This window comes from Streptomyces sp. NPDC097107 (assembly GCF_044762405.1).
Taxonomy (GTDB): Bacteria; Actinomycetota; Actinomycetes; order Streptomycetales; family Streptomycetaceae; genus Streptomyces; species Streptomyces thinghirensis.
On the sequence record NZ_JBIWEF010000011.1, the window covers coordinates 236,261 to 258,611 of the forward strand.

The following is a 22,351-nucleotide window of genomic DNA, read 5'->3' on the forward strand; positions in this document are numbered from 1 at the left end:
GACTAGCGGCGCTTCGACTTCCGGTCGTCCTTGACGTGACCCCGGAAGGTGCGCGTCGGCGAGAACTCGCCGAGCTTGTGGCCGACCATGGACTCGGTGACAAACACCGGGATGTGGGTCTTGCCGTTGTGCACCGCGATCGTGTGGCCGAGCATCGCCGGGACGATCATCGAGCGACGGGACCAGGTCTTGATGACGTTCTTGGAACCTGCTTCGTTCTGCGTGTCCACCTTCTTGATCAGGTGGTCGTCGACGAAGGGTCCCTTCTTCAAGCTACGAGGCATCTCAACCCGTCCTTAGCGCTTCTTGTTCGTCTTGCGGCGGCGGACGATGTACTTGTTCGACGCCTTCTTGGGCGAACGAGTACGGCCTTCCTTCTTGCCCCACGGGGACACCGGGTGGCGACCACCCGAGGTACGGCCTTCGCCACCACCGTGCGGGTGGTCCACCGGGTTCATGACCACACCACGCACGGTCGGGCGAACGCCCAGCCAGCGCTTACGGCCCGCCTTACCCCAGTTGATGTTGCTCTGCTCGGCGTTGCCGACCTCGCCGACGGTGGCGCGGCAGCGCACGTCGACCAGGCGGATCTCTCCGGACGGCATGCGCAGGTGGGCCATCTGGCCCTCCTTCGCGAGCAGCTGCACGGAGGCACCGGCGGAACGGGCGAACTTGGCACCGCCACCGGGACGGAGCTCGATCGCGTGGATCGTGGTACCGACCGGGATGTTGCGGAGCGCCAGGTTGTTGCCCGGCTTGATGTCGGCCCCGGGACCGTTCTCGACGCGGTCACCCTGCGACAGGTTGCGGGGGGCGAGGATGTAGCGCTTCTCGCCGTCCGCGTAGTGAAGCAGCGCGATGCGCGCGGTGCGGTTGGGGTCGTACTCGATGTGCGCGACCTTCGCCGGCACGCCGTCCTTGTCGTGACGACGGAAGTCGATCACGCGGTAGGCGCGCTTGTGTCCGCCACCCTGGTGGCGAACGGTCACACGACCGGCGTTGTTACGGCCGCCCTTGCTGTGCAGCGGGCGGACCAGCGACTTCTCCGGCGTGGACCGCGTGACCTCGACGAAGTCGGCGACGCTGGAGCCACGACGGCCCGGCGTAGTCGGCTTGTACTTGCGGATTCCCATTTCTCAGTCCTCGTCCGATTCCGGACGATCCGGACCTCCGTCAGGAGGTCGGACCGCCGAAGATGTCGATACGGTCGCCCTCGGCAAGGGTCACGATCGCGCGCTTGCTGTCGGCACGCTTGCCGAAGCCGGTGCGGGTCCGCTTGCGCTTGCCCTGGCGGTTGATCGTGTTGACGCCGGTGACCTTGACCGAGAAGACCGCCTGGACGGCCTCCTTGATCTGGGTCTTGTTGGAGCCCGGCGCGACGACGAACGTGTACTTGTTCTCGTCGAGGAGCGCGTAGCTCTTCTCGGAGACGACCGGCTTCAGCAGCACGTCACGGGGGTCCGTGAACGACTTGCTGACCGGCGTGACGACGGTGTTCTTGCCCTCGGCCTCGTGGCGACGCGCCTTGGCGACGCGCGCTGCCTTGGCGGCCTTGGCCGCCTTGGAGGCGATGCTCGGGTGACGCGTAGCCATCAGGCTTCGCTCCCTTCGGTGTCAGCAGCCTTGGGGCCGGACACGAAGGACTCGAAGGCGGCCTGGGTGAAGACCACGTCGTCCGAGACGAGAACGTCGTACGTGTTCAGCTGGCCCGGCTCCAGGATGTGGATCTGGGGCAGGTTGCGGGCGGACAGCCACGCGGCCTCGTCGGCGCGGTCGACGACCAGGAGCAGGTTCTTGCGCTCCGAGATCTTGCCGAACAGCGTCCGGGCGGCCTTCGTGGACGGGTTGTCGCCCTCGATGACGCCGGTGACGACGTGGATGCGGTCGTGGCGGGCCCGGTCGGTGAGGGCGTGGCGCAGGGCCGCGGCCTTCATCTTCTTCGGGGTCCGCTGCGAGTAGTCACGCGGCTGCGGGCCGTGGACGACGCCACCGCCGGCGAACTGCGGCGCACGGGTCGAACCCTGGCGGGCGCGGCCGGTGCCCTTCTGGCGGTACGGCTTCTTGCCGCCACCACGGACCTCGCCGCGACGCTTGGTCTTGTGCGTGCCCTGGCGGGCAGCGGCGTTCTGCGCGACGACGACCTGGTGGATCAGCGGGATGCTGATCTTCTCCACGCCGAAGATCTCCGCGGGGAGCTCGACGCTTCCGGTCTTCTCGCCGGCAGGCGAAAGGATGTCAACAGTGCTCATCGGTTACCTCAGGCCCCCTTGGCCGCGGTGCGGACCAGGACGAGGCCGCCGTTCGGACCGGGAACCGCGCCCTTGATGAGCAGCAGACCCTTCTCCGCGTCAACGGCGTGGACGGTCAGGTTCTGGGTGGTGACCCGCTCGTTGCCCATGCGGCCGGCCATGCGGAGGCCCTTGAACACGCGGCCCGGGGTGGCGCAGCCACCGATGGAACCGGGGGAGCGGTGCTTGCGCTGGGTGCCGTGTCCGGCGCCGAGGCCCTTGAAGTTGTGACGCTTCATGACACCGGCGAAGCCCTTGCCCTTGCTCTTGCCGGTGACGTCGACCTTCACGCCGGACTCGAAGACCTCGGCGGTGACTTCCTGACCGAGCGTGTACTCGGCGGCGTCGGCCGTGCGGATCTCGACGAGGTGGCGGCGGGGGGTGACGTCGGCCTTGGCGAAGTGGCCCTTGAGGGGCTTGTTCACCTTGCGCGGGTCGATCTCGCCGAACGCGATCTGGACGGACTCGTAGCCGTCGGCGTCGTTCGTACGGACCTGGGTGACGACGTTGGGGCCGGCCTTGACGACGGTGACCGGAACAACACGGTTGTTCTCGTCCCACACCTGCGTCATGCCGAGCTTCTCGCCCAGGATGCCCTTGATCTGCTTGGTCATCTTCAGATCACCGCCCTCAGAGCTTGATCTCGATGTCGACACCGGCCGGGAGGTCGAGTCGCATCAGAGAGTCAACGGTCTTGGGGGTCGGGTCGAGGATGTCGATCAGGCGCTTGTGCGTGCGCATCTCGAAGTGCTCGCGCGAGTCCTTGTACTTGTGCGGCGACTTGATGACGCAGTACACGTTCTTCTCAGTGGGCAGCGGCACCGGGCCCGCGACCGACGCACCAGTGCGAGTCACCGTCTCGACGATCTTCTTCGCCGAAGAGTCGATGACCTCGTGGTCGTAGGCCTTGAGCCGGATGCGGATCTTCTGTCCCGCCATGGCTACTCAGTAGTCCTGTCTCTCGAAACGCTCTGGACCCGGTGGTCCCTTGTCATTCCACTCCCCCTCCGACCCACGCGGTCGGGCGTGTCGCACTCTCGCTGACATGGATGTCCCTCTTCGGGACTTCCCTGCATGGGGAGTGCGGGCCCTTCCGGAACCGCGGACCGGGGGCGAGAGGCCCACCGGGTGCCTGGCCTGCACCCCGCTGACACTTCCCGGAAGATTCCCGTACGTCCGCCCCTGATCAGGGACGACGAGTACTGTGGGACTCGCTTCCGGTCCCCCCGGCGGGAGGCGCGCAGCATCGGCACTCGACCGAGCAACCCCGTTAGTCTGCCATACGGGGCACTGCGGTGGCCAATCGAGCCGAGGACCTTACCCCGAGGGTGGAGAGGCGCAAAGTCCGTGCGCTGCCCGAGTCTGTCGTTGGGGACACGTGGCGCCTCCGGCAGGACCTCACGAGCCGGACCTCGCCGTCACGTACATATCAGCGGATCCCTCGAACGAGCTTGTCCAGCGCCTCATCCGCCGAGTCCGCCAACAACTCGATCTCATCCATACCCACATAGACCGCCCCGTCTTCGGCCACGGTGAGGTAGAAGTTGCCCTGAGAACAATCACCTACCGGGTAGAGCTGGGACTCGGCGTCCTCGCTGAGAGACTCAATTATCTCGAAATCCCATTTTGCCAACAAAGGATCAAGGCGAAAAGGCGACCGGGCGGCATTCACCCCTGGGCCTCTCTGGTGCACCTCCAAGCCGCCAAATTCGCTGAGAAATCGCCGCGCGGCCTCGTGCATGACGTAACCCTCATCAGCTTCGCGCATCATTCGTCCCCAGGACTCAGTGGAGACTACGCGCCCCGGCCGCCAACCGGCCAACCGCAGTACGCGCTCCGTCTCCGGTGACCACCTAGGCACACCGGCCGGGCCATGGGTGGCACCGAATTCAGGGGGAAGCTCCAGGTGATCGCCCACGAGCACGAAGGGCAACGGGGCCTCAGTGCGTCGCTCAACGGCGAGCATCTCCAAGGCGCCATAGGCGCTGCGAGCCAGCAGCTCCGCGCCGCCGTTACCGATGTAGACGGAACTGTCAGCAGCCATCCCGAGGTAGTTGGCGCCCTCGTCCACACGACCAATGGGGTAAAGAGGGGTGCCAACACTTTCACTCATGCGAAGAAACGTGTCGCGGACCTGTGCGCCTAGTTCGCGACCCATGTCGGCATCGCACGGGTCGAACCGGAAAGGAGATTGCGGCATCAGCGGACCAGGGGTCCAGGTGCTCGTCGACAGACCGGCGAATTCACCGAGAAATCGCCTCGCCGCCTCAGGCATCTCAAGCCCGCTGAACTCTTTTAGGGGGCTTTCATACCTATCAAGAGGGACAGATCGCCCGGGGTACCATCCGGCCGACCGTAGAACTCGATAGGTCAAAGTTGACCATTCTTCGGGAATCTCGTCGCTTGCCATCAAATCACCGCCGTAATTCCGAGTTGCTCCAGTACATTTTTACATGAGTCACAAGGTGGCTTGATCTTGTGATGGTTGGGATTGCCCGGCGCTCGGACATCGACGGCAGCCATCGTGCCGCCCCGCGGATCGACTCCCGCCTTCATCGCATAGGACAATGCTTCGGCCTCGCCACACTTTCCATGCTGCCCAGCCACCGCCCGCATATCTTCGGGCACTCTGTCATAGGCGGCTCGAACGTCCGGGTGCAAGTCATGTTCTCCGCCACCCTTGATGCTCGCCCCGTGGAAGGGCTGGTTGTGCCCCGGGACCGACAGGCCGGCCGCACTCGTCGGTCGGGTCTTCTTGCTCGCTCCCGGACGCTGCTGCTCGACGTCGGCCCGTCGCTCGGCGGCATTGCGCGCGGCGTCTTCACAGGAGGGGGCCAGTCCAAAGGGGTCGACCGCCGTGAAGGGGTTCGGGACGTATGCGCGCGGGTTCGGGCCCGGGGCGAGGCCGAGGGGGTCCGAGGAGACGTACTGGCCCGTCTCCGGATCGTAGTGGCGCTGATAGTTGTAGTGAAGCGCCGTTTCCGGATCGTGGTACTGCCCCGGGAAGCGCAGGGGGCAGTAAGCGGCGTCCGGGCCCGGGGCGTCGAGCGGTGCTCCCCACACCGTGGTTCGTGCCTGCCAGACGAGGTCTCCGGCTTCCGAGACCATCTCGGCGGGCGTTCCGACCAAGTCCGTGACGATGGAGAAGAACTCGTCGTCCACCCACTGCTGAGGCACGTCCGCCGGGACACGCTCGATCTGGGTCACGGGGCTGAAACGGTCCTGCTCCCAGTCCCACACCGTGCATGTGGACTCCGCGCCAACCGACGTGGTGATCTGCTCGGCCAGAACGAAGCCATCCCAGACGAACGTGGTCTCCTCGACCACAGTCCGCCCGTCCGGGCCGAGCCGCCTCTTCGCGATGCGCCGACCGAACGGGTCGTACGCGTAGGTCCATGCGGTGCCGTCCGGCGTGGTCGCAGCGACCAGACGGTCCTCGCTGTCCCAGGTGTAGCGCCAGACGTCGGGCTTGCGGGAGAGCCGCTTCTTGCGTCTGACGACGACCCGGCCCTGGTCGTCGTAGTCGTAACGGACGTCCCCCACCCGACGGACGGGGCGGTCCTCGGCACCGCGTGAAGGGTGCGCGGGCTGCCATTCGCCCTCAGCGACGTTGCCCGTCGCGTCGTACGCGTAGCGCTCCGTCCACGTGGCCGCCCGCACGCCGGAGACGCGTCCCTGCGCGTCGACCTCGACGTGCCGGTCGCCTTGCAGCAAGTCACTGATCGCGGCGACCGTGCCGTCGGGCCGGTACCGGTAGACGCGATGCTGCAGGCGGTCCGCAGGCCCTGCCGGGGACGCGCCGGGGCCCTCGGCGGTGAGAGTCTGCAGGCTGAGCCTGCCCGCTCCGTCCCAGCTCTGTCTCAGAGCGATGCCGCCTATGCGGCGCTCGATCTCTCGTCCAGCCTGGTCATAGTCGAACGTGACAGTTCTGTCAGCCGTCCGCAGAACCACCGGGCGGTCGCGTTCGTCGTACTCCCAAGCACTCTCGGCGTTCGACGGAGTTACGCGGCTCACACGCCGACCGAGCACGTCGTACGTCGAGCGTACGGTGGCCCCGTTACACGTCTCCGCCAGCACGCGACCGCGAGCGTCACGTTCGTAGCTCAGTTCAGTCCCGGGGCCGGTTACACGGAGCACCTGGCCGACAGCGTCGTACTCGTAGCGTGTGATGCCTTCCGGAGCCCGCTGCTCCGTGACTTTGCCGAGGTCGCTGCGAACATAGTCAATCGCCTGGCCCGCGCCGTTGGTCTGTCCGACGAGTCGACCGACCGCGTCGAACCGGTAGCTCTGGACGCGACCGCGGAAGTCCCGCTCCCGGACGAGACGCCCGGCCTCGTCGTACGAGTACTCCCACACGGCTCCCTGCTGGTTGGTGACAGAGGTGACACGCAGTTGGCCGTCGTGGGTGAACTCCACCCTCGAGCCGTCCGGGTCCGTTCGCGCGTGGAGGAGGTCGAATGCCCCGTACTCGAAGCGGGTCACCCGACCCAGACCGTCCACATGCTCGATGAGATTGCCCTCACCGTCGTAGGCCCGACGCTCCACGGTGCCGTCCGGCAGTTCGAGACGGAGCTGCCGGCCTTCCGGCGTCCAGCTCAGCCGGGTGAGGTAGCCGTCAGGTCCCGTCTGTTCGACGACCCTGCCGAACGCGTCGCGCACCAAGCGTGTGGTGCCCCCAGCGGCATCGGTGGACGTCTCGGGCAAGCCTGCCGCGTCGGCTTCGATGAAGGCGGTGCCGCCGACCGCGTCGGTGACCGCGATGAGCGCACCGTCGTCCCGGTAGCGGTAGCCGATGCGGGCCCCTGTGGGGTCGGTCTCAACAATCAGGTTGCCGCGGTCGTCGTACTCCATCCGCCAGGCGTTACCGTCGGCTTGGACCACCTCGACGGGCTGTCCCCACGCATTGTTCTCGGCTGTTTCCCGATGGCCGTCGGGCCGAATGACAGCCGTCGGCGCGCCCAGTTCGTCATACGTGTAGCGGGTGGTCCTCCCGCCTGCGTCGGTCCTCGCCAGCAAGCGGTCGTAGCGGTCCCACTCGTACCTCGTGGTGTGACCGAGCTGGTCGGTCTCAGCCAGGAGCTGGTAACGGTGGTTCCAGCGATACTTCGTGGTGTGGCCCAGCGCGTCGGTGTAGCGCGTCTCCCGGTGTTCAGAGTCGTACGCGATGGTGCACCGCAGGAGGCCGTCGGTGCCCTCGCCGCCGACGCATCTGTCCTGATCGTCGTAGGCGAAGCGATACCAATACCCTTCGCGGTCGGTCCAGGAAGTTATTCGTGAGCGATCGTCGTACGTCAGCTTCAGAGGCAAGCCACTCGAATCGCGGATCTCGGTGAGGTTGCCCGTCGGGCTGTAGTCGAAGCGCCTCAGCAGCGTGCCGACTTCGGACTCCGGGTCGCGCAAACGCAGGGCGGTGACGCGCCCCGCCTCGGTTTCGACGTGGATGTGCCGCCCGCCAGAGTCGCGTACGGCGACTGGCGCGCCGTCCGCACTGCGGTCGACGTCGATCCGGTAGCCGTTGCGGTCGGTCAACGCCACAAGCAGGAGCGTGAATGCCTCGTCGATCGGGGCCGGACGCTCCGGAGCCGCGAAATGACGGGTTACTCCGGTGAGCGGGTCGGTGATGCCCAGCGGGGCGCCAGGCTCGCCGACCCAGTGAAGCGGCCAACGAGGTCCCTCGGCGGGCAGCACCGAGGCGTTGGGATCGGGTACCGGGTACAGGAGGACCATGCCGTCCTCAGTGGCGTAGGCCGCGCCTTGGTCGTCCAGCTCCAGACGTTCGTCGAGGGTTGATGCCCACGCCGCGCCGAAGGACCTTCCCGACCGGTAGGTGGACAGGTGGGTGCGTCTCAACACCAAGGGGAGCAGCCCCGGCAGTTCGACATCGACCTCGGTCATGTACATCTCACCAGAGACCATGTCGACCGGATCGCCATTCAGGCAGCGGCCCTTACCGGGCTTCGCCTTGGCCACGGCGTTGTCTGCTTCGCTTCGCAGACCCTTCTTTCCCAGCCCCTTGGCCATGGCCGCCAGACCACCCTTGCCGGCAGCCTTGAGCCCCTTGGCGAGTCCACCGAGGGTGGTGAGCCCCTTCATGCCGGGTATGCAGTCCAGCGCGGCCAGCCCCACGTCCCATAGCGACGCTTGGCCCTTGCTGTATTTGTAGAGCGAGTCGGCGAGCACCACGAGCCCCGCCACCAGCACGATCGCGCCCAGGATGGGCCCGCCGATGATCATCGCGACGATCCCGAGGACGGCGACGACGACTTTGCAGACCGCGACGATGTTGTCCCAGTTGTCGGTGAACCAGTCGCCGATGTCCTCCCACCAGGACCGGTTCTGGATACCGGCGTCGGAGGCCTCGTCGATCTTGTTCTTCGCGTCACGGGCGGCGTCGTCGCGCATCTTGCGCGCGTCCGCGGCCATCTTCTTCGCGGCGTCCAGCGCGCTCTGCGCGGAGTCGACGGCCGACTGCGCGTCGGTCTGCGCGGTCTTGGCGTGCTGGACGTCCCGCGTGGCGGCACGGACCTTGCCCTCGTCCGGCTTGTCCGCGTCCGACTTGCTGCCCGTCGGGTCGTCCTTGTACTTGTCGGCCTCCTTCGACGCCCGCGTCACCCACGAGTCCGCCGAGGACAGCTTCGACTGGGCGGAGGAGAGGTCGTCGCGGGCTTCCCGCGCCTTGATCAGCGCCTTGTCCGCCAGCGCCTGCGCCCGCTCCAGCTTCGGCCAGAAGTCGGCGAGGGCGTCGCCGCACATCCCGTACGACTTCTCGAGCTTGGTGAGGTTCTTCGGTACGCCCGAGAACTCCTCCTTGAAGACCGTCGCCGACTTGCCCGCCCACTCCGCGAGCGTGCTCTCCCCCGCCATGCCCTTGACCAGGCGCAGCGCGTCGGACACGTCGTCGGCGAAGTCGTGCAGCGTCTTGGCTAGCGTGCGGACCCGCTGCGGGTCACCCGGGGTCGGGTCCTTCTCCAGGTCCAGGACATGCCAGTCACTCGGCCTGTGGCCCACCATCCCGCAACCCCCGTCAGCGCACGCGCCTCATCAACAACCGTATGCACGCGTGAACTTACAGCGCTCGTTCGGTCGACGGAAAGGTGGGCCGACCGGGCGCCGGGCGCGCGGACAAGTGGTCGGTCGGGGGGGGAATGGCCATGGGCACCCTGGCCGTGTGGGCGGGCAGGGCGCCCGTCCGTCCGTCCTCAGCCCGCGAACCGGAACGTCGACGTGATCGCGTCGAAGATGTCGAAGAAGGAGTCCGCGAGGTCGAGGACCTGGCTGCTGCCCGCGACCAGGGCGACCTTGCCCTCCTGGCCGGGGACCGGGATGTACGTCTGCATCAGGACCGCGCGGACGGTGCGGTTCAGGGCGTCGCCGGGGACCGGGATGTCCTCGATGCCCTGGGTGCGGGCGGCGGCGCCCACCCCCGGGATGTCGACCGTCGTCACCTTGCGCCAGGAGTCGCCGGGCTTTCTCGCCTCCTTGACGGCGAGTTGGCCGGCGATGGCGGCCGGGTCGGTGGGGAGCGGGTCGCCGGACGACGTGCGGCCGCCGACCAGCGACACCGTCACCGAGCCGGTGACCGGGGTGTCGCCGCCGAAGCTCTCCGCCATGCAACCGCAGTACATCGCGCCGGACTTCCACGCGTCCGACGCCGCCTTCTGGAGGAAGGTGACGTAGGCGGAGCGGGACGGCTCCAGCTCCGGGTGCCGGCGGACGCGGTCGTCGACCATGCGGCGGATCGAGTCGTCCCGCGACTCCGGGCGTACGTCAAACTCCCACCACGATTCCGGCACCTTGATGCGGAATCCGCCGCGCTCGACGGTCAGTGCCTCCGTGTAACGGGCCATGTCGTTCCCGGTCTCCCCGTTCGTCACTCGATCAGGTTTTCCGACATCGTCCCATTGATCGAGTGGGAGGAGACCGAGACGCCGGATCCGTCAGATGACCCCCTGCGCCAGCATCGCGTCCGCCACGCGCTCGAAGCCCGCGATGTTCGCGCCGGTGACGTAGTCGCCGGGGGCGTCGTAGCGCTCGGCGGTTTCGTGGCAGGTGGTGTGGATGTTGTTCATGATGTCCGTCAGCTCTTCCTCGACCCGCGCCGACGTCCAGGACGTACGGGCGTGGTTCTGGGCCATCTCCAGGGCGCTGACCGCGACGCCGCCCGCGTTGGCCGCCTTGCCGGGGCCGAAGGCGACGCCGGAGCGCTGGAGGAGGTGGACGGCCTCGGGGGTCGTCGGCATGTTCGCACCCTCGGAGACCGCCTTGACGCCGTTGCGGACGAGGGTGGCGGCGGCGTTCTCGTCCAGCTCGTTCTGGGTGGCCGACGGGAGGGCGAGGTCGGCCGGGACGTCCCAGACACTGCCGCCGGGGACGAAGCGGGCCGAGGAGCCGCGGCGCTCGGCGTACGTGTCGACGCGGCCACGCTCGACCTCCTTGATCTGCTTCAGCAGGTCGAGGTCGATGCCCTTCTCGTCGACGACGTAGCCGGAGGAGTCCGAGCAGGTGACGGGGTTCGCGCCGAGGGCGGTCAGCTTCTCGATGGTGTAGATCGCCACGTTGCCGGAGCCCGACACCACCGCCGTCTGACCCTCCAGGTCCTCGCCGCGCTCGCGCAGCATCGCCGCCGCGAAGAGGACGTTGCCGTAACCGGTCGCCTCCGGGCGGATCAGCGAGCCGCCCCAGCCCGCGCCCTTGCCGGTGAGTACGCCGGCCTCCCAGCGGTTGGTGATGCGGCGGTACTGGCCGAAGAGGTAGCCGATCTCCCGGCCGCCCACGCCGATGTCCCCGGCCGGGACGTCCGTGTGCTCGCCGATGTGCCGGTACAGCTCCGTCATGAACGACTGGCAGAACCGCATGACCTCCGCGTCGCTCCGCCCGTGCGGGTCGAAGTCGCTGCCGCCCTTGCCGCCGCCGATGCCGAGGCCGGTCAGCGCGTTCTTGAAGATCTGCTCGAAGCCCAGGAACTTGATGACGCCCAGGTTGACGGACGGGTGGAAGCGCAGGCCGCCCTTGTACGGGCCCAGCGCGCTGTTGAACTCGACCCGGAAGCCGCGGTTGACGTGGACCCGCCCCTTGTCGTCCTGCCACGGCACCCGGAAGATGACCTGCCGCTCCGGCTCGACCAGCCGCTCGACCAGCCCCGGCTCGGCGTACTCGGGGCGGGCCGCAAGCACCGGCGCCAGCGTTTCCAGGACCTCGTGGGCGGCCTGGTGGAACTCGGGCTGGGCCGGGTTGCGGTGTTCGATCTCGGTGAGCAGGTGGTCGAGCGCGGTCCTGGTCTCGCTTCGCGTCGTCACAGGGGCCCTTTCTGGCACGGCTGACACCGGAGACGGAGACGGGGGCGGGCCCCGGGAGGGGCAGGCCGCAGTCCGGTCGGTCCGGTGGTGGGCGCTCGGCGCCGTTGCCGCGCGCGGGACACTTCAGTGTTACGCGCATGTAAACGTCCTGGCCAGCACCAGGCGCCGGGCGCGACCACTATGTGAGACCGCGCTTCCGTATATCGGGGGTTTTCGTGTCGTATGAGACAAAGGTCACCTGGACGGCTCGTGCTGCCCAGTCACGCGTCACGCGTCGCCGTTCAGCATCGCAGCCGTGAGGACGTTCCCGGCGACGCCCCACCCGCCGTCGGCGACTTCGTCCACGAGTACGACTGTGGTGGGGCGAGCGCGCTCCCCGTAGATCTCCGCGTAGAGGTCGGTGGTGCGTTCGATGATCTTCTGCTTGTCCTCCGGGGTGAGGGTGCCCTCGGGGACCTTGAAGTGGGCGAAGGGCATGTCAGATCATCCCTCCGTTGGCGCGCAGGATCTGGCCGTTCACCCAGTGACCGGCGGGGCTGCCGAGGAAGGCGACCACGGCGGCGATGTCCTCGGGGGTGCCCAGTCGCTCCAGGGGCGGGGTTTTGGCGAGCCGGTCGATCTGCTCGGCGGTCTTGCCCGAGAGGAAGAGGTCGGTGGCCGTGGGGCCGGGCGCGACCGTGTTCACGGTGATGTCCCGTCCGCGCAGTTCACGAGCGAGGATCAGGGTCATCGCCTCCACCGCGCCCTTGCTCGCCGCGTACGCCCCGTAGGTCGGGAACTGCGTGCCGACCACGGAGGTCGAGAAGCCTACGAAGCTCCCTCCCGCCCGCAGCCGCCGGGCCGCCTCCCGGGCGACCACGAAAGTGCCGCGGATGTTGGTGCGGTGCATGGCGTCCAGGGCGGTCAGGTCCAGATCGGCGATGGGTGACAGGGCCATTCGGCCGGCCGAGTTCACCACCACGTCGATCCCGCCGTACTCCTCCTCCGCCCGGTCGAACAGCGCGGCGACCTCCTTCTCCTCCGCCACGTCCGCCTGTACGGCGACCGCCCGTCCGCCGGCCTCGGTGATCGCCGCCACCGTCTCCTCAGCGGAGGCCTCGTCGTGGGCGTAGTTCACGACGACGGCCAGGCCGTCCTGGGCGAGCTTCTCGGATACCGCCCGGCCGATGCCGCGTGATCCGCCGGTGACGACGGCGACGCGTACGTTCTCCGGCGCGGGAGTTCGCTGATGGTTCGTGTTCGTGGTCATGGCTCCACAGTGCGCCCGACCCGCCTACGCAACCAGGGGATGTCATCCCATGGGTCACCGGCCCGGCCCGGCGCAGAATGGAGGGCATGAGCGCTGTGAAGTACGCCGAGCTGGGAGCGTTCCTGCGGTCGCGGCGGGAGCGCATCCGCCCGGCCGACGTCGGGCTTCCCGCCGGGCCGCGGCGCCGGGTGCCGGGGCTGCGGCGCGAGGAGGTCGCCCAGCTCGCCGGAGCGTCGGTGGACTACTACAACGAGCTGGAGCGCGGGGCCGGGTCGCAGCCCTCCGAGCAGATGATCGCCGCGCTGGCGCGTGCGCTGCGGCTGTCCGCCGACGAGCGGGACTATCTGTACCGGCTCGCGGACCGGCCGGTGCCCGTCCAGGGCGGAGCCGCCTCGCACGTGCACCCCGGCATGCTCGACCTGCTCGGGCGGATGACCTCGACCCCGGCACAGGTGATCACCGACCTGCACGTCACCCTCGTACAGAATCCGCTGGCCGTGGCGCTGGTCGGGGACCAGTCCGGGCTACGGGGGCCCCGGGCCAGCTTCGTGCACCGGTGGTTCACCGAGCCCGACACCCGGCGCCTGCATCCCGAGGCCGACCACGAGAGGCAGTCCCGCGCCTTCGTCGCCGACCTACGGGCAGCGGCGGCGCGGAGGGACGCCAGGGACCCGGAGACCGGGTCCATGATCCGTACGCTGCTCGACGTGTCGCCGGAGTTCGCCGCGCTGTGGGCCGACCACGACGTGGCCTTCCGGCGGGACGACCGCAAACGGATCGTCCACCCGACGCTCGGCGTCATCGAGGTCAACTGCCTCAACCTCTTCAGCGAGGACGGGCGGCAGCGGTTGCTCTGGTTCACGCCGGCTGTGGGGACCGACAGCGCGGGGTTGCTGGATCTGCTGGCGGTCGTCGGGACGCAGGAGGTCGTCAGCGCCCCGAGGCGTACGGGAGGAAGCTCGTCCACGCGGCCGGGGTGAGGGCCAGGCGGGGGCCGTCTTCTATGTGCTTGGAGTCGCGGATGTGGATGGTGCCGGGGGTGAGGGCCAGTTCAACGCAGGACTCACCGTCGGTTCCACCGCTGTAGCTGCTCTTGAACCACGCCAGTTCGGATGCGTGCCGATCAGAGACCTTGGCGATCATGTTTCTCCCAGCAAATTCTCGATGAAGGCCAGCGACTCCCGTGGGGAGAGAGCCTGCGCTCGGATCGTGCCATACCGCAGCTCGACAATGCGCAGCTGTTTCGGGTCGGTGATCGGCCGTCCGTTGAACGCCCCGTCGGAGCGCCCCACCGCCGTACCGTCCTGAAACTTCAGCAACTCGATTCTGCCGTCCAGTCCTGGATGGGCATCGGTGTTCGTCGGCATGACTTGAAGTGTGACGTTGTGCAACCGCCCTACCTCCAACAGGCCTTCGAGCTGCTGCCGCCACACCATTGTGCCTCCAACCTGCCGACGCAGTGGCGCCTCTTCCAGGACGAAGTGCATGGAGGGGGCCGGGTCGCGTTCGAAGACGGACTGCCGGGCCAACCGCGCGGCCACCATGCGTTCCAGGTCATCCGGCGAGTACGGCGGCTGCCGGGCCCCCATTAGCGCACGGGCGTGCTCCGGTGTCTGCAACAGCCCCGCGACGATGTTGCACTCGTACACCCCGATCTCGACGGCCTTGGCCTCCAACTTCCCCAGCTCCCGCACCTTCTTCGGGTACCGGACCTTCTTCACGTCCTCCCAGGCTGCCGAGATCAGGCCGCCCGCCTCCAGGGGCTCGTCGGCCCTGTCCAGGTACTCCTGCCGGGGAATCCGCTTGCCGCCCTCGATCTTGTAGACCATGTCCTCGCCGTACCCGACCACCGTCCCGAACTCGGCGGCCCTCATCCCCACCGCCTCTCGACGCAGCTTCAGCTGCCGCCCGACGGTCGTGATGACGGCGATTCCCCACTCGTCGTCCGGGTCGACCTCCCAACCCGGCTCGTCCGCCTCGCTCTTGAGCCGACCCGTGTCCGTCTCGACTGTCATGCCGTGCCCCTCCGTTGTGCCCGCTTCGGATGCACCAGCGCCCTACCCGTACCGACCGGCGTGACAGCCCCGGACACACCGGACAACAACCGGACAGTCACCGTACGTACCCGCTGAGTCACTTCTCACCGTACGCACGCACCGCCACGCTGAGTGACGTGAACCAGAAATCCGCCGAACTCACGACGTCGGTACGCAACTTCAGCGTGCAGCTCTCCCCCACGCCACGCGGCGCCCGCCTCGCCCGCCTGCTCGCGACCGAGCAGCTCCGCGCCTGGGGCCTGCCCCTGGACCCGGCCCGCCAACTCGTCGCCGAACTGGCGAGCAACGCGGCGGCCCACGGACGCGTCCCCGGCCGCGATTTCCGGCTCACCCTCTACGTCGTCGGCGCGACCCTCCGCATCGAGGTCACCGACACCCGGGCCGAGCGGCTCCCCGACGTCCGGACGCCCGCCCCCGACGCGGAATCGGGCCGTGGGCTGCTGCTGGTCGAGGCGTTGGCGGACCGTTGGGGAGTGACCGAGGGCCGCTTCCCGCGCAAGACCGTGTGGGCGGAACTGCGCTGCACACCACCGGAACCCATCTTCTGAGGTTCCGGTGCCGTCGGCGCCCTACCAAGGAAAGAACTCGGGGAGAAAGAACCCGACCAAGCCCCACCTTTCCGCCCGAGGCGCGTAATCACTCGGGCGGGTGAACATCACCGGCTCAGCTGGATTTCCGAGCCCTCAACTCCCCTACGCTCAGCGCAAACAACCGGAGAAAGACATCGGCCCCCGCCGGGACTGGCATCCCACTGCGAGGGCCTACCACCAAGGAAGAAGAGAGCTTCCCGATGGATACCCAAAACCCTAGCGCGCCCCTGCGCACCCAGTCAGCCCCTGCCGCCGATCCGACCCGTCCGCGTCGTCACGGCGGCGGCATCATCCACGAGAACACCCGCCACACCACCCGCTTCGTGGTGATCGGCAACCACCTGGTCCAGCACAAGGAGCTGTCGCTCCTGGCCATCGGCCTCGGCTGTCACATCCAGTCGCTGCCGAGCGGGGCCGGCGCCGACATCAAGTCGCTCACCGCCCGCTTCCCCGAGGGCCCGACCCGGATCGCCGCCGCCCTGCGCGAGCTGGAAACCTACGGCTACCTGCGCCGCGAACTCGTACGCACGCCCACCGGCCGCATCGTCACCCGCACGGTCTCCTGCAACCAGCCGACGCACCGGCGTGAGGCAGCCGACACCGGGTGCTCCGACCAGCCGGTCCGGCAGCCCCGACCGGCAGTAGAACGAACGCCCCAGCCCCGGCCGCCGTGTGCCACGGGCACCCGTAAGGCCCTCCCCGCCGTACCGCAGCCCAGCAGCAAGGCCCCCTCGCTCCTCCGGACGGCCGCCGACCTCCTCACCGGCCTGCGGCGACACGACTCCCGGCTGCTGCTCTCCGCCGCCGAGACCGCGCACCTGGCACCCGGCGTCGCCACCTGGCTGGAACGGGACGTCCGCTCCACCGCCGTACGCCAGGCCCTGACCGCCGACCTCCCGGACGAGCCGCTGCGCCGCCCGGCCGCCCTCCTGGCCCACCGCCTCACCGACCGGCTGCCGCCCCCGGCCCCGTTCCGCGCCCCGACCACTGCCCCACCGCTCCGACACCCGATCCGGAACTGCGACGGCTGCGACCGCGGCTTCCGCGCCCCCGAAACGGAGGACCGCTGCCGCGACTGCCGCACACCGGCCGCCACCCATCCCTGAACCCGGAAAGAAGCCACATGGTCAGCTCGTCCCACGAGGCGATGCACCGCATCTTCCAGGACTACCCGGGGCTCTTCTCCCGGGTCTCCGAAGCACTCAGCATCCCGTTTCCCCAGGCCACCGCGGTTACCGTGCTACCCAACGACGTCACTGAGACAAGGCCTGTCGACCGTCGGATCGACACCCTGCTGAAGATCGATACAGAGGCACACGGACCCTTTCTCCTCGCGGTCGAGGCACAGAAGAAGAAGGACCCGGAGAAGCCGGCCAGCTGGGGGTATTACCTCGCGTACCTGCGCAGCAAGTACCGACTGCCGCCGCTGCTGCTCGTGGTCTGCCAGGACCGCGCCACGGCCGAGTGGGCGACCCGGCCGGAGCCCATCGGGTTCTGTTCGTGGCCCTCTCTGACCGTACGGCCGATTGTCGCCGGACCTCACAACATGCCGGTGATCACCGACCCCGAGGAGGCGCGTGCCGACCTCGCTCTGACCGCCTTGGCGGCCATCACGCACGCGGCGAACCCGGATATCGGTGCCATACTGGAAGCCCTGTCCACAGCGCTGCGGGACGTCCCCGAAGGCGTAGCCGACCCCCTCGTCGAATTCACCGCTCAAGGCCTGGGAAACCGCCCGGCCCAATATCTCTGGAGGAAACTGGTGGCCGTGGACCTCTCGTTCTACAAGTCCTACATCTCCGAAGAGATCCGCGACGAAGGCCGCGAGCAGGGGCGTGCCCAGGGCCGCGCCCAGGGCCGGGCCGAGGACATCCTCCTCGTCCTGGAGCAGCGGGGCCTCGCCGTCTCCGACGACGTCCGCAGGCGCGTCACCGACTGCGACGACCCCGAGGTCCTGCGCCACTGGCTCGCCCGTGCCGTCACCGCGCCGAAGGCCGAAGAGATCTTCGAAGAGGAGTGAGCCCCTCTGCGGGAGCTGGGCTCCCTGGCACCTCACCGTCACAGGTCCGGACCAACCTCTTGCCCCCACCCCTCCCTCGTCGCAAGCTCCCCTCATGGAGCTGGAGTTGCGGCATCTCAAGACGGTACGGGCCATCGCCGACGCCGGGAGCCTCACCAGGGCGGCGACGGCTCTCGGGCTCGCGCAGCCCGCGTTGAGCGCACAGCTCAAGCGGATCGAACGGGCTCTGGGCGGCGCGCTGTTCGTACGCGGTCGGCACGGCGTGCGGGCCACCGCGCTGGGCGAGCTGGTGCTGGAGCGCAGCCGGATCGTGCTGCCCGCGGTGACCGACTTGCAGCAGGAGGCGGCCCGGTTCGCGCGGGCGCCGCGCACCGCCGAGCTGCTTCGGCTGGGCGGCACTCACGGGCCGCTGCTGGGCGCGCTGGTCGACCGGCTGGCCGATGTGGCGCCCGAGGCCCGGATGACGACCTGCACCTCCTGGTCGGAGCGGGACCTGGCCGAGCAGCTCACCGAGGGGCGGCTGGACTTCGCGCTCGCCGGGACCTGCGGCTCCGCCGCCCCGCCCGGCGCCCAGGGGCTGGTGTGGCGGGAGGTCGCCGTCGACCCGGTGTTCGTGATGATGCCCGCCGGTCATCCGCTCGCCCACCGGCCGGAGGTGGACCTGACCGAGCTGTCGGGCGAGGAGTGGGCCTGCGTACCCGGCGACGGATGCTTCGGCGACTGCTTCTCCGCGTCGTGCGCCCGCGCCGGGTTCACTCCGCGCCGCATGTACGAGACCGACACCGCGTCCCTGGTGCATCTGGTGCAGGTGGGGCGGGCGGTCGGGCTGTGCCGGGCGACGTTCCCGATCACGCCCGGCATCGTCACCCGGCCGCTCACCGGCACCCCGCTGGCCTGGCGGCATCTGCTCGGCTGGCACGCGGTGACGCAGCGGCAGGACACCGCCGCGACCGTGCTGGCGCAGGCGCGCATGGCGCACGCGGGGGTGGCGGCGAGCAGTGACAGCTACACGGAGTGGATGGCGGCGCACCGGGTTCCGTGACAGGGGGCGCTCAGGGCGCAGCGGCGAGGGGCGCACCGGGCTTCGCAGCAGGGCACACGCCGGGTTTCGCGACAGCGCCCGCCGGGTCCGCGACGCCAACCGTGGGCCTGGGCCTTCCATAACACCGGGGAGAGGGTCAGCCGACGTCTTTTGGCCGCCGGTTGTCCCTCCCTACGGTTTCGGCACCTCCCCACCGGGACCCACCGGGCCCCGCCGGGCCCACCGAGACCGAGGAGATCCCCCATGCCTCACCGATACCGGCACAGCAGAGCCATGGGCGCCGCCGTCGCAGCGACGGCCGCCCTGCTCGTGGCCGGGCTCAGCGGCTCCGCGAGCGCCGGGACGGCTCCCGCCGACTCCGCACCCACCGCGGCCGAGACCCTCCGCACCGACGCCGCGCCTGTCGCCCTCCTCAGCGCCATGCAGCGCGACCTCGGCCTCGACCGGCAGCAGGCCGAGCGCCGCCTCGTCAACGAGGCCGAGGCGGGCGCCACGGCGGCCCGGCTCCGCGCCGCGCTCGGCGGTGACTACGCGGGCGCGTGGCTGCGTGGCGCCGAGTCCGGCACGCTGACCGTGGCGACGACCGACGCGGACGACGTCGCGGCGATCGAGGCGGCGGGCGCCGCGGCCACCGTCGTACGGCACTCGCTCGCCGACCTGGACGCGGCCAAGTCCCGGCTGGACAGGGCCGCCACCGGCCGCGACACCACCGACGCGCCGGTCCGGTACGTAGACGTACGGACGAACACGGTCACCGTGCAGGCCGTACGGCCGTCCGCGGCCCACGCCCTCCTCGACGCGGCCGGTGTCGACGCCGGACTCGCCCGGGTCGAGAAGACCGCCGAAAGGCCCCGTCCGCTCTACGACCTGCGGGGCGGCGAGGCGTACTACATCAACAACAGCGGACGCTGCTCGATCGGTTTCCCGGTCACCAAGGGCACCCAGCAGGGCTTCGCCACCGCCGGTCACTGCGGACGGACCGGGGCGAGCACGAGCGGCGCCAACCGGGTGGCCCAGGGGACCTTCCAGGGGTCGGTCTTCCCCGGGCGTGACATGGCGTGGGTGGCGACCAACTCCCAGTGGACCGCGACCCCGTACGTCAGCGGCGCCGGCGGCCGGAACGTCCAGGTCACCGGGTCCACCCAGGCGCCGGTCGGCGCGTCCGTGTGCCGCTCCGGTTCCACCACCGGCTGGCACTGCGGCACCATCCAGCAGCACAACACCAGCGTGACCTACCCCGAGGGCACCATCAGCGGCGTCACCCGCACCACGGTGTGCGCCGAACCCGGCGACTCGGGTGGCTCGTACATCTCGGGCAGCCAGGCCCAGGGCGTCACCTCGGGCGGCTCGGGCGACTGCCGCAGCGGCGGTACGACGTTCCACCAGCCGATCAACCCGCTGCTCCAGAACTACGGGCTCACCCTGAAGACGACCGGTGGCGGCGGCCCCGAGGAGCCGCCGCCGGGTGAGGGCGGCACCTGGGCGGCCGGCACCGTCTACCAGCCGGGCGCCACGGTGACGTACGGCGGCGCGACCTACCGCTGCCTCCAGGGCCACCAGGCCCAGCAGGGCTGGGAGCCGCCGAACGTGCCGGCGCTGTGGCAGCGCGCGTGAGCAGCTGACCACCGCACGGGGGACAGCCCACGGGCGATGACCCGCGGGCGACAGCCCACGGGCCCCCGGACGACCAGTGAGGGCCCGTCCACCGGGGCGACGGGGACGGGCCCGGGTGCGCTGAGGGAGAGCCCCCGGTCCCGTCGTCCCGTCGGTCGTCCTCGGTCACGTGCGGGTGGCCCGTACGAGTGGCCCCTGCGGTTGGCCCGTGCGGGCTCAGGCCCGCAGATACGCCAGTACCGCCAGCACCCTGCGGTGTGTCTCGGTGGCCGGGGGCAGGTCGAGCTTGGTGAGGATGCCGTACCGCCGCCGTCGCGGCGCCGGTACTGGTCACGGTCGCTCTCGCGGGCTCGCTGCTCGGCGCCACCGCGACGCTCAACGAGGCGAAGGCCACCGAGACGCGCGAGCGGACCACCGCCGCCTTCGTGGTCACCGCCCCGGGCGGCGGCACGGACTTCGACGCGCGGACCACGGGCTTCGACACCACGGCCGTGGAGCGGCTGCGCGCCGTGCCGGGCGCTCAGATCTCACCGAGCTCGTCGAGCGCGGTGTACGTCCTGGAGGAGGGCGTGGCGCTCGTCCGGTCCGAGGCTCGCGCCGTCGACAGCCCCCGGGCCCTCGCCGCCACCTCCCGGCTGCCGCTCGCGGCGGGGAAGGCGACCGGCCTCGACGACCACTCGATCATCGTCAACGAGGAGTGGGAACGCCACTCCGTCGGCCGGAGCGTACGGGTGTGGCTCGGGAACGGCACGGAGAAGACGCTGCGCATCGCCGCGGTGATGCACACCGGCACCGGCGACAACGGCGTCTACGTCACTCCCGCCAACGCCCCCGGCGCCGCCGTCGACCGGGTGGACGTCGCCCTCGCGGACGGCGCCGACAGCGGGGCCGTGGCCGCCGGGCTGCGCGAGGCGGTGCGGTCGGCCGGCGGGCAGGTGCTCACCAAGGACGAGTGGGTCGCCGCCACGTATCCGCAGACCAACCGTCCGACCCGGATCGGCCTCCTCCTGGTCCTCGGCATCGCCCTGCTCTACACCGGTATCTCCCTGGTCAACACGATGGTGATGGCCACCTCCGACCGGGTCCGCGACCTGGCGACGCTGCGGCTGGCCGGGGCCACCAACGGGCAGGTACTGCGGCTGGTGGGTGCCGAGTCGCTCGTGGTGGTCGCGGTCGGCGCGCTGCTCGGGCTGGTCACCGCCGGGCTCGACCTCGCCGGGATGTGGGCGGCGCTGGGCCTGCTCTCGGTGCGTCCCACGCCCGCACTGCCGTGGGCGACGATCGGCGCGGTCGTGGCCGCGTGCGCGTTCCTCGCGGTACTCGCCTCGGTCACCCCCGCCGCCCTGGCCCTACGGCGCCGTCCGACGGAGCTCGCGGGCATCCGCGAGTGACCCGGCTCCGTCAGACCGCCACGGCCCCGGGCCGCCCCGCCCGCTCACTCCCCGTCCGGCCTCAACACCTCGGCCGTCGACACCGCCGTGATCGCACGTGTGAACCAGACACCCAACGTGTCGAGATCAGCGCACCCGACGATGCGCGCCCGCTCCTCCTCCGACACCTCGATCCCCCGACCGTCCAACAGCAACAGGATGTCCTCGGCACGCCCCTCGGCGCATCCCTCGGCTCGCCCCTCCGCCCGAAGGCTCTGAGCGGTCTGCGACTGGAAGAACGAAAGGTCGGCGGCCATGATGTGCCTCCAGAGGTCTGCGGCCGGCGTCTTGCCGAGGCCTTGTTCCGTGAGCTCGATGAAGATGCTTGCGGTGTGCTCGTCGTCGTCCGACAGGTCTTTCAGTGCCGTCGCCAGCGCTTTCAGTATGGCATCGGCGTCCGGATCCCGGCGGTGCAGAGCCGCGGGCAGCACCGTCAGGGGAATGTCGCGCGCGGCCTCGTCGGGGCTGTCGATCACGGGCAGGCTGTCCGGCCCCAGAACCAGGGGGCGCACGGTGGGCGAGGGCCACTGCGGCGGGCCGATGTCGACGTGCCGGGCCGCCCAGGACGCGGTGCGTCGGTCGGCGCAGACGACCAGCAGGACCGGCGGCAGGCCGTACTTGGCGTGCAGGTGTGACAGGTAGTACGCCCAGCTCGCGGGCTTGTCGGGGTCCGGCCTCCCCTGTGACTCCACAGCGAGGAGAAAGCTCTCGCCGCCCTCCGCGTCCATACGCAGCAACGTGTCCAGTCGCCGGTCCACGGGGCGG

The 22,351-nt window shown here is 69.6% G+C and carries 21 protein-coding genes and 2 pseudogenes; 7 read left to right on the plus strand and 16 right to left on the minus strand.

Annotated features, from left to right (window positions below; translation table 11 throughout):
- Positions 1-2: 2 nt before the first annotated feature.
- The 12 genes from rpsS to ACIQ1J_RS26375 all read right to left on the minus strand — a co-directional run bounded on the left by rpsS (position 3) and on the right by ACIQ1J_RS26375 (position 12,833).
- Positions 3-284: a 30S ribosomal protein S19 gene (rpsS, locus tag ACIQ1J_RS26320; RefSeq protein ID WP_055418366.1), complete on the minus strand. Its 282-nt coding sequence runs from the start codon at positions 282-284 to the stop codon at positions 3-5.
- Between the two features lie 12 nt (positions 285-296).
- Complete coding sequence (gene rplB, locus ACIQ1J_RS26325; RefSeq protein ID WP_210957937.1) at positions 297-1,133, minus strand: 50S ribosomal protein L2; 837 nt, start codon at positions 1,131-1,133, stop codon at positions 297-299.
- A 40-nt stretch (positions 1,134-1,173) separates the two neighbouring features.
- The gene (gene rplW / locus ACIQ1J_RS26330; RefSeq protein WP_210957938.1) at positions 1,174-1,593 is read right to left on the minus strand and encodes a 50S ribosomal protein L23; all 420 of its coding nucleotides are present in this window, start codon (positions 1,591-1,593) and stop codon (positions 1,174-1,176) included.
- Positions 1,593-2,249, minus strand: a complete 657-nt coding sequence (rplD, locus tag ACIQ1J_RS26335) for a 50S ribosomal protein L4 (protein WP_121748661.1) — start codon at positions 2,247-2,249, stop codon at positions 1,593-1,595. Before rplD ends, rplW begins: the two co-directional genes overlap by 1 nt.
- A gap of 8 nt (positions 2,250-2,257) precedes the next feature.
- The gene (rplC, locus tag ACIQ1J_RS26340; protein ID WP_210957939.1) at positions 2,258-2,902 is read right to left on the minus strand and encodes a 50S ribosomal protein L3; all 645 of its coding nucleotides are present in this window, start codon (positions 2,900-2,902) and stop codon (positions 2,258-2,260) included.
- 16 nt (positions 2,903-2,918) lie between these two features.
- Positions 2,919-3,227: a 30S ribosomal protein S10 gene (gene rpsJ / locus ACIQ1J_RS26345; protein WP_003948644.1), complete on the minus strand. Its 309-nt coding sequence runs from the start codon at positions 3,225-3,227 to the stop codon at positions 2,919-2,921.
- Between the two features lie 490 nt (positions 3,228-3,717).
- On the minus strand, positions 3,718-4,698 hold the full coding sequence (locus tag ACIQ1J_RS26350) for an SUKH-3 domain-containing protein (RefSeq protein ID WP_403560576.1): 981 nt from the start codon (positions 4,696-4,698) through the stop codon (positions 3,718-3,720).
- Positions 4,698-9,299: a DUF6531 domain-containing protein gene (locus tag ACIQ1J_RS26355; RefSeq protein WP_403560578.1), complete on the minus strand. Its 4,602-nt coding sequence runs from the start codon at positions 9,297-9,299 to the stop codon at positions 4,698-4,700. The genes ACIQ1J_RS26350 and ACIQ1J_RS26355 overlap by 1 nt, the downstream gene beginning before the upstream one ends.
- Before the next feature lie 188 nt (positions 9,300-9,487).
- On the minus strand, positions 9,488-10,135 hold the full coding sequence (locus tag ACIQ1J_RS26360) for a hypothetical protein (RefSeq protein ID WP_403560580.1): 648 nt from the start codon (positions 10,133-10,135) through the stop codon (positions 9,488-9,490).
- 90 nt (positions 10,136-10,225) lie between these two features.
- Positions 10,226-11,584, minus strand: a complete 1,359-nt coding sequence (gdhA, locus tag ACIQ1J_RS26365; RefSeq protein WP_210957947.1) for an NADP-specific glutamate dehydrogenase — start codon at positions 11,582-11,584, stop codon at positions 10,226-10,228.
- Between the two features lie 267 nt (positions 11,585-11,851).
- Positions 11,852-12,061, minus strand: coding sequence for a 4-oxalocrotonate tautomerase family protein (locus ACIQ1J_RS26370; RefSeq protein ID WP_403560582.1), 210 nt, complete (start codon positions 12,059-12,061; stop codon positions 11,852-11,854).
- A gap of 1 nt (position 12,062) precedes the next feature.
- Positions 12,063-12,833: an SDR family oxidoreductase gene (locus ACIQ1J_RS26375; RefSeq protein WP_403560584.1), complete on the minus strand. Its 771-nt coding sequence runs from the start codon at positions 12,831-12,833 to the stop codon at positions 12,063-12,065.
- A 77-nt stretch (positions 12,834-12,910) separates the two neighbouring features.
- Here ACIQ1J_RS26375 and ACIQ1J_RS26380 point away from each other — a divergent pair, with 77 nt between their 5' ends.
- Entirely contained in the window at positions 12,911-13,813 is a 903-nt protein-coding gene (locus ACIQ1J_RS26380) for a helix-turn-helix transcriptional regulator (RefSeq protein WP_403560586.1), read from the plus strand.
- Here ACIQ1J_RS26380 and ACIQ1J_RS26385 read toward each other — a convergent pair.
- Positions 13,764-13,976, minus strand: coding sequence for a DUF397 domain-containing protein (locus ACIQ1J_RS26385; RefSeq protein ID WP_403560588.1), 213 nt, complete (start codon positions 13,974-13,976; stop codon positions 13,764-13,766). The genes ACIQ1J_RS26380 and ACIQ1J_RS26385 overlap by 50 nt on opposite strands.
- Positions 13,973-14,848: a helix-turn-helix domain-containing protein gene (locus tag ACIQ1J_RS26390; RefSeq protein WP_403560590.1), complete on the minus strand. Its 876-nt coding sequence runs from the start codon at positions 14,846-14,848 to the stop codon at positions 13,973-13,975. Before ACIQ1J_RS26390 ends, ACIQ1J_RS26385 begins: the two co-directional genes overlap by 4 nt.
- Positions 14,849-15,006: 158 nt before the next feature.
- Here ACIQ1J_RS26390 and ACIQ1J_RS26395 point away from each other — a divergent pair, with 158 nt between their 5' ends.
- The 5 genes from ACIQ1J_RS26395 to ACIQ1J_RS26415 all read left to right on the plus strand — a co-directional run bounded on the left by ACIQ1J_RS26395 (position 15,007) and on the right by ACIQ1J_RS26415 (position 20,156).
- Positions 15,007-15,438: an ATP-binding protein gene (locus tag ACIQ1J_RS26395; RefSeq protein WP_403560592.1), complete on the plus strand. Its 432-nt coding sequence runs from the start codon at positions 15,007-15,009 to the stop codon at positions 15,436-15,438.
- 242 nt (positions 15,439-15,680) lie between these two features.
- The gene (locus tag ACIQ1J_RS26400) at positions 15,681-16,586 is read left to right on the plus strand and encodes a helix-turn-helix domain-containing protein (RefSeq protein ID WP_403560594.1); all 906 of its coding nucleotides are present in this window, start codon (positions 15,681-15,683) and stop codon (positions 16,584-16,586) included.
- Between the two features lie 17 nt (positions 16,587-16,603).
- Positions 16,604-17,500, plus strand: a complete 897-nt coding sequence (locus tag ACIQ1J_RS26405) for a hypothetical protein (RefSeq protein WP_403560596.1) — start codon at positions 16,604-16,606, stop codon at positions 17,498-17,500.
- Between the two features lie 94 nt (positions 17,501-17,594).
- A complete protein-coding gene (locus ACIQ1J_RS26410) occupies positions 17,595-18,542 on the plus strand; it encodes a LysR family transcriptional regulator (RefSeq protein ID WP_210957956.1) in 948 nt (315 codons plus the stop codon).
- A 243-nt stretch (positions 18,543-18,785) separates the two neighbouring features.
- Positions 18,786-20,156 carry an alpha-lytic protease prodomain-containing protein gene (locus ACIQ1J_RS26415; RefSeq protein ID WP_403560598.1) on the plus strand — a complete coding sequence of 457 codons (1,371 nt, stop codon included), beginning with the start codon at positions 18,786-18,788 and terminating at the stop codon, positions 20,154-20,156.
- Positions 20,157-20,372: 216 nt separating this feature from the next.
- Here the strand turns inward: ACIQ1J_RS26415 and ACIQ1J_RS26420 are convergent.
- Positions 20,373-20,453 (minus strand): annotated as a pseudogene (locus ACIQ1J_RS26420) (DNA-binding response regulator); the annotation flags it as partial.
- A gap of 2 nt (positions 20,454-20,455) precedes the next feature.
- Here ACIQ1J_RS26420 and ACIQ1J_RS26425 point away from each other — a divergent pair.
- Positions 20,456-21,547, plus strand: a pseudogene (locus ACIQ1J_RS26425) (ABC transporter permease); the annotation flags it as partial.
- 44 nt (positions 21,548-21,591) lie between these two features.
- Here the strand turns inward: ACIQ1J_RS26425 and ACIQ1J_RS26430 are convergent.
- Positions 21,592-22,344 carry a hypothetical protein gene (locus ACIQ1J_RS26430; RefSeq protein ID WP_403560600.1) on the minus strand — a complete coding sequence of 251 codons (753 nt, stop codon included), beginning with the start codon at positions 22,342-22,344 and terminating at the stop codon, positions 21,592-21,594.
- Positions 22,345-22,351: the final 7 nt, after the last annotated feature.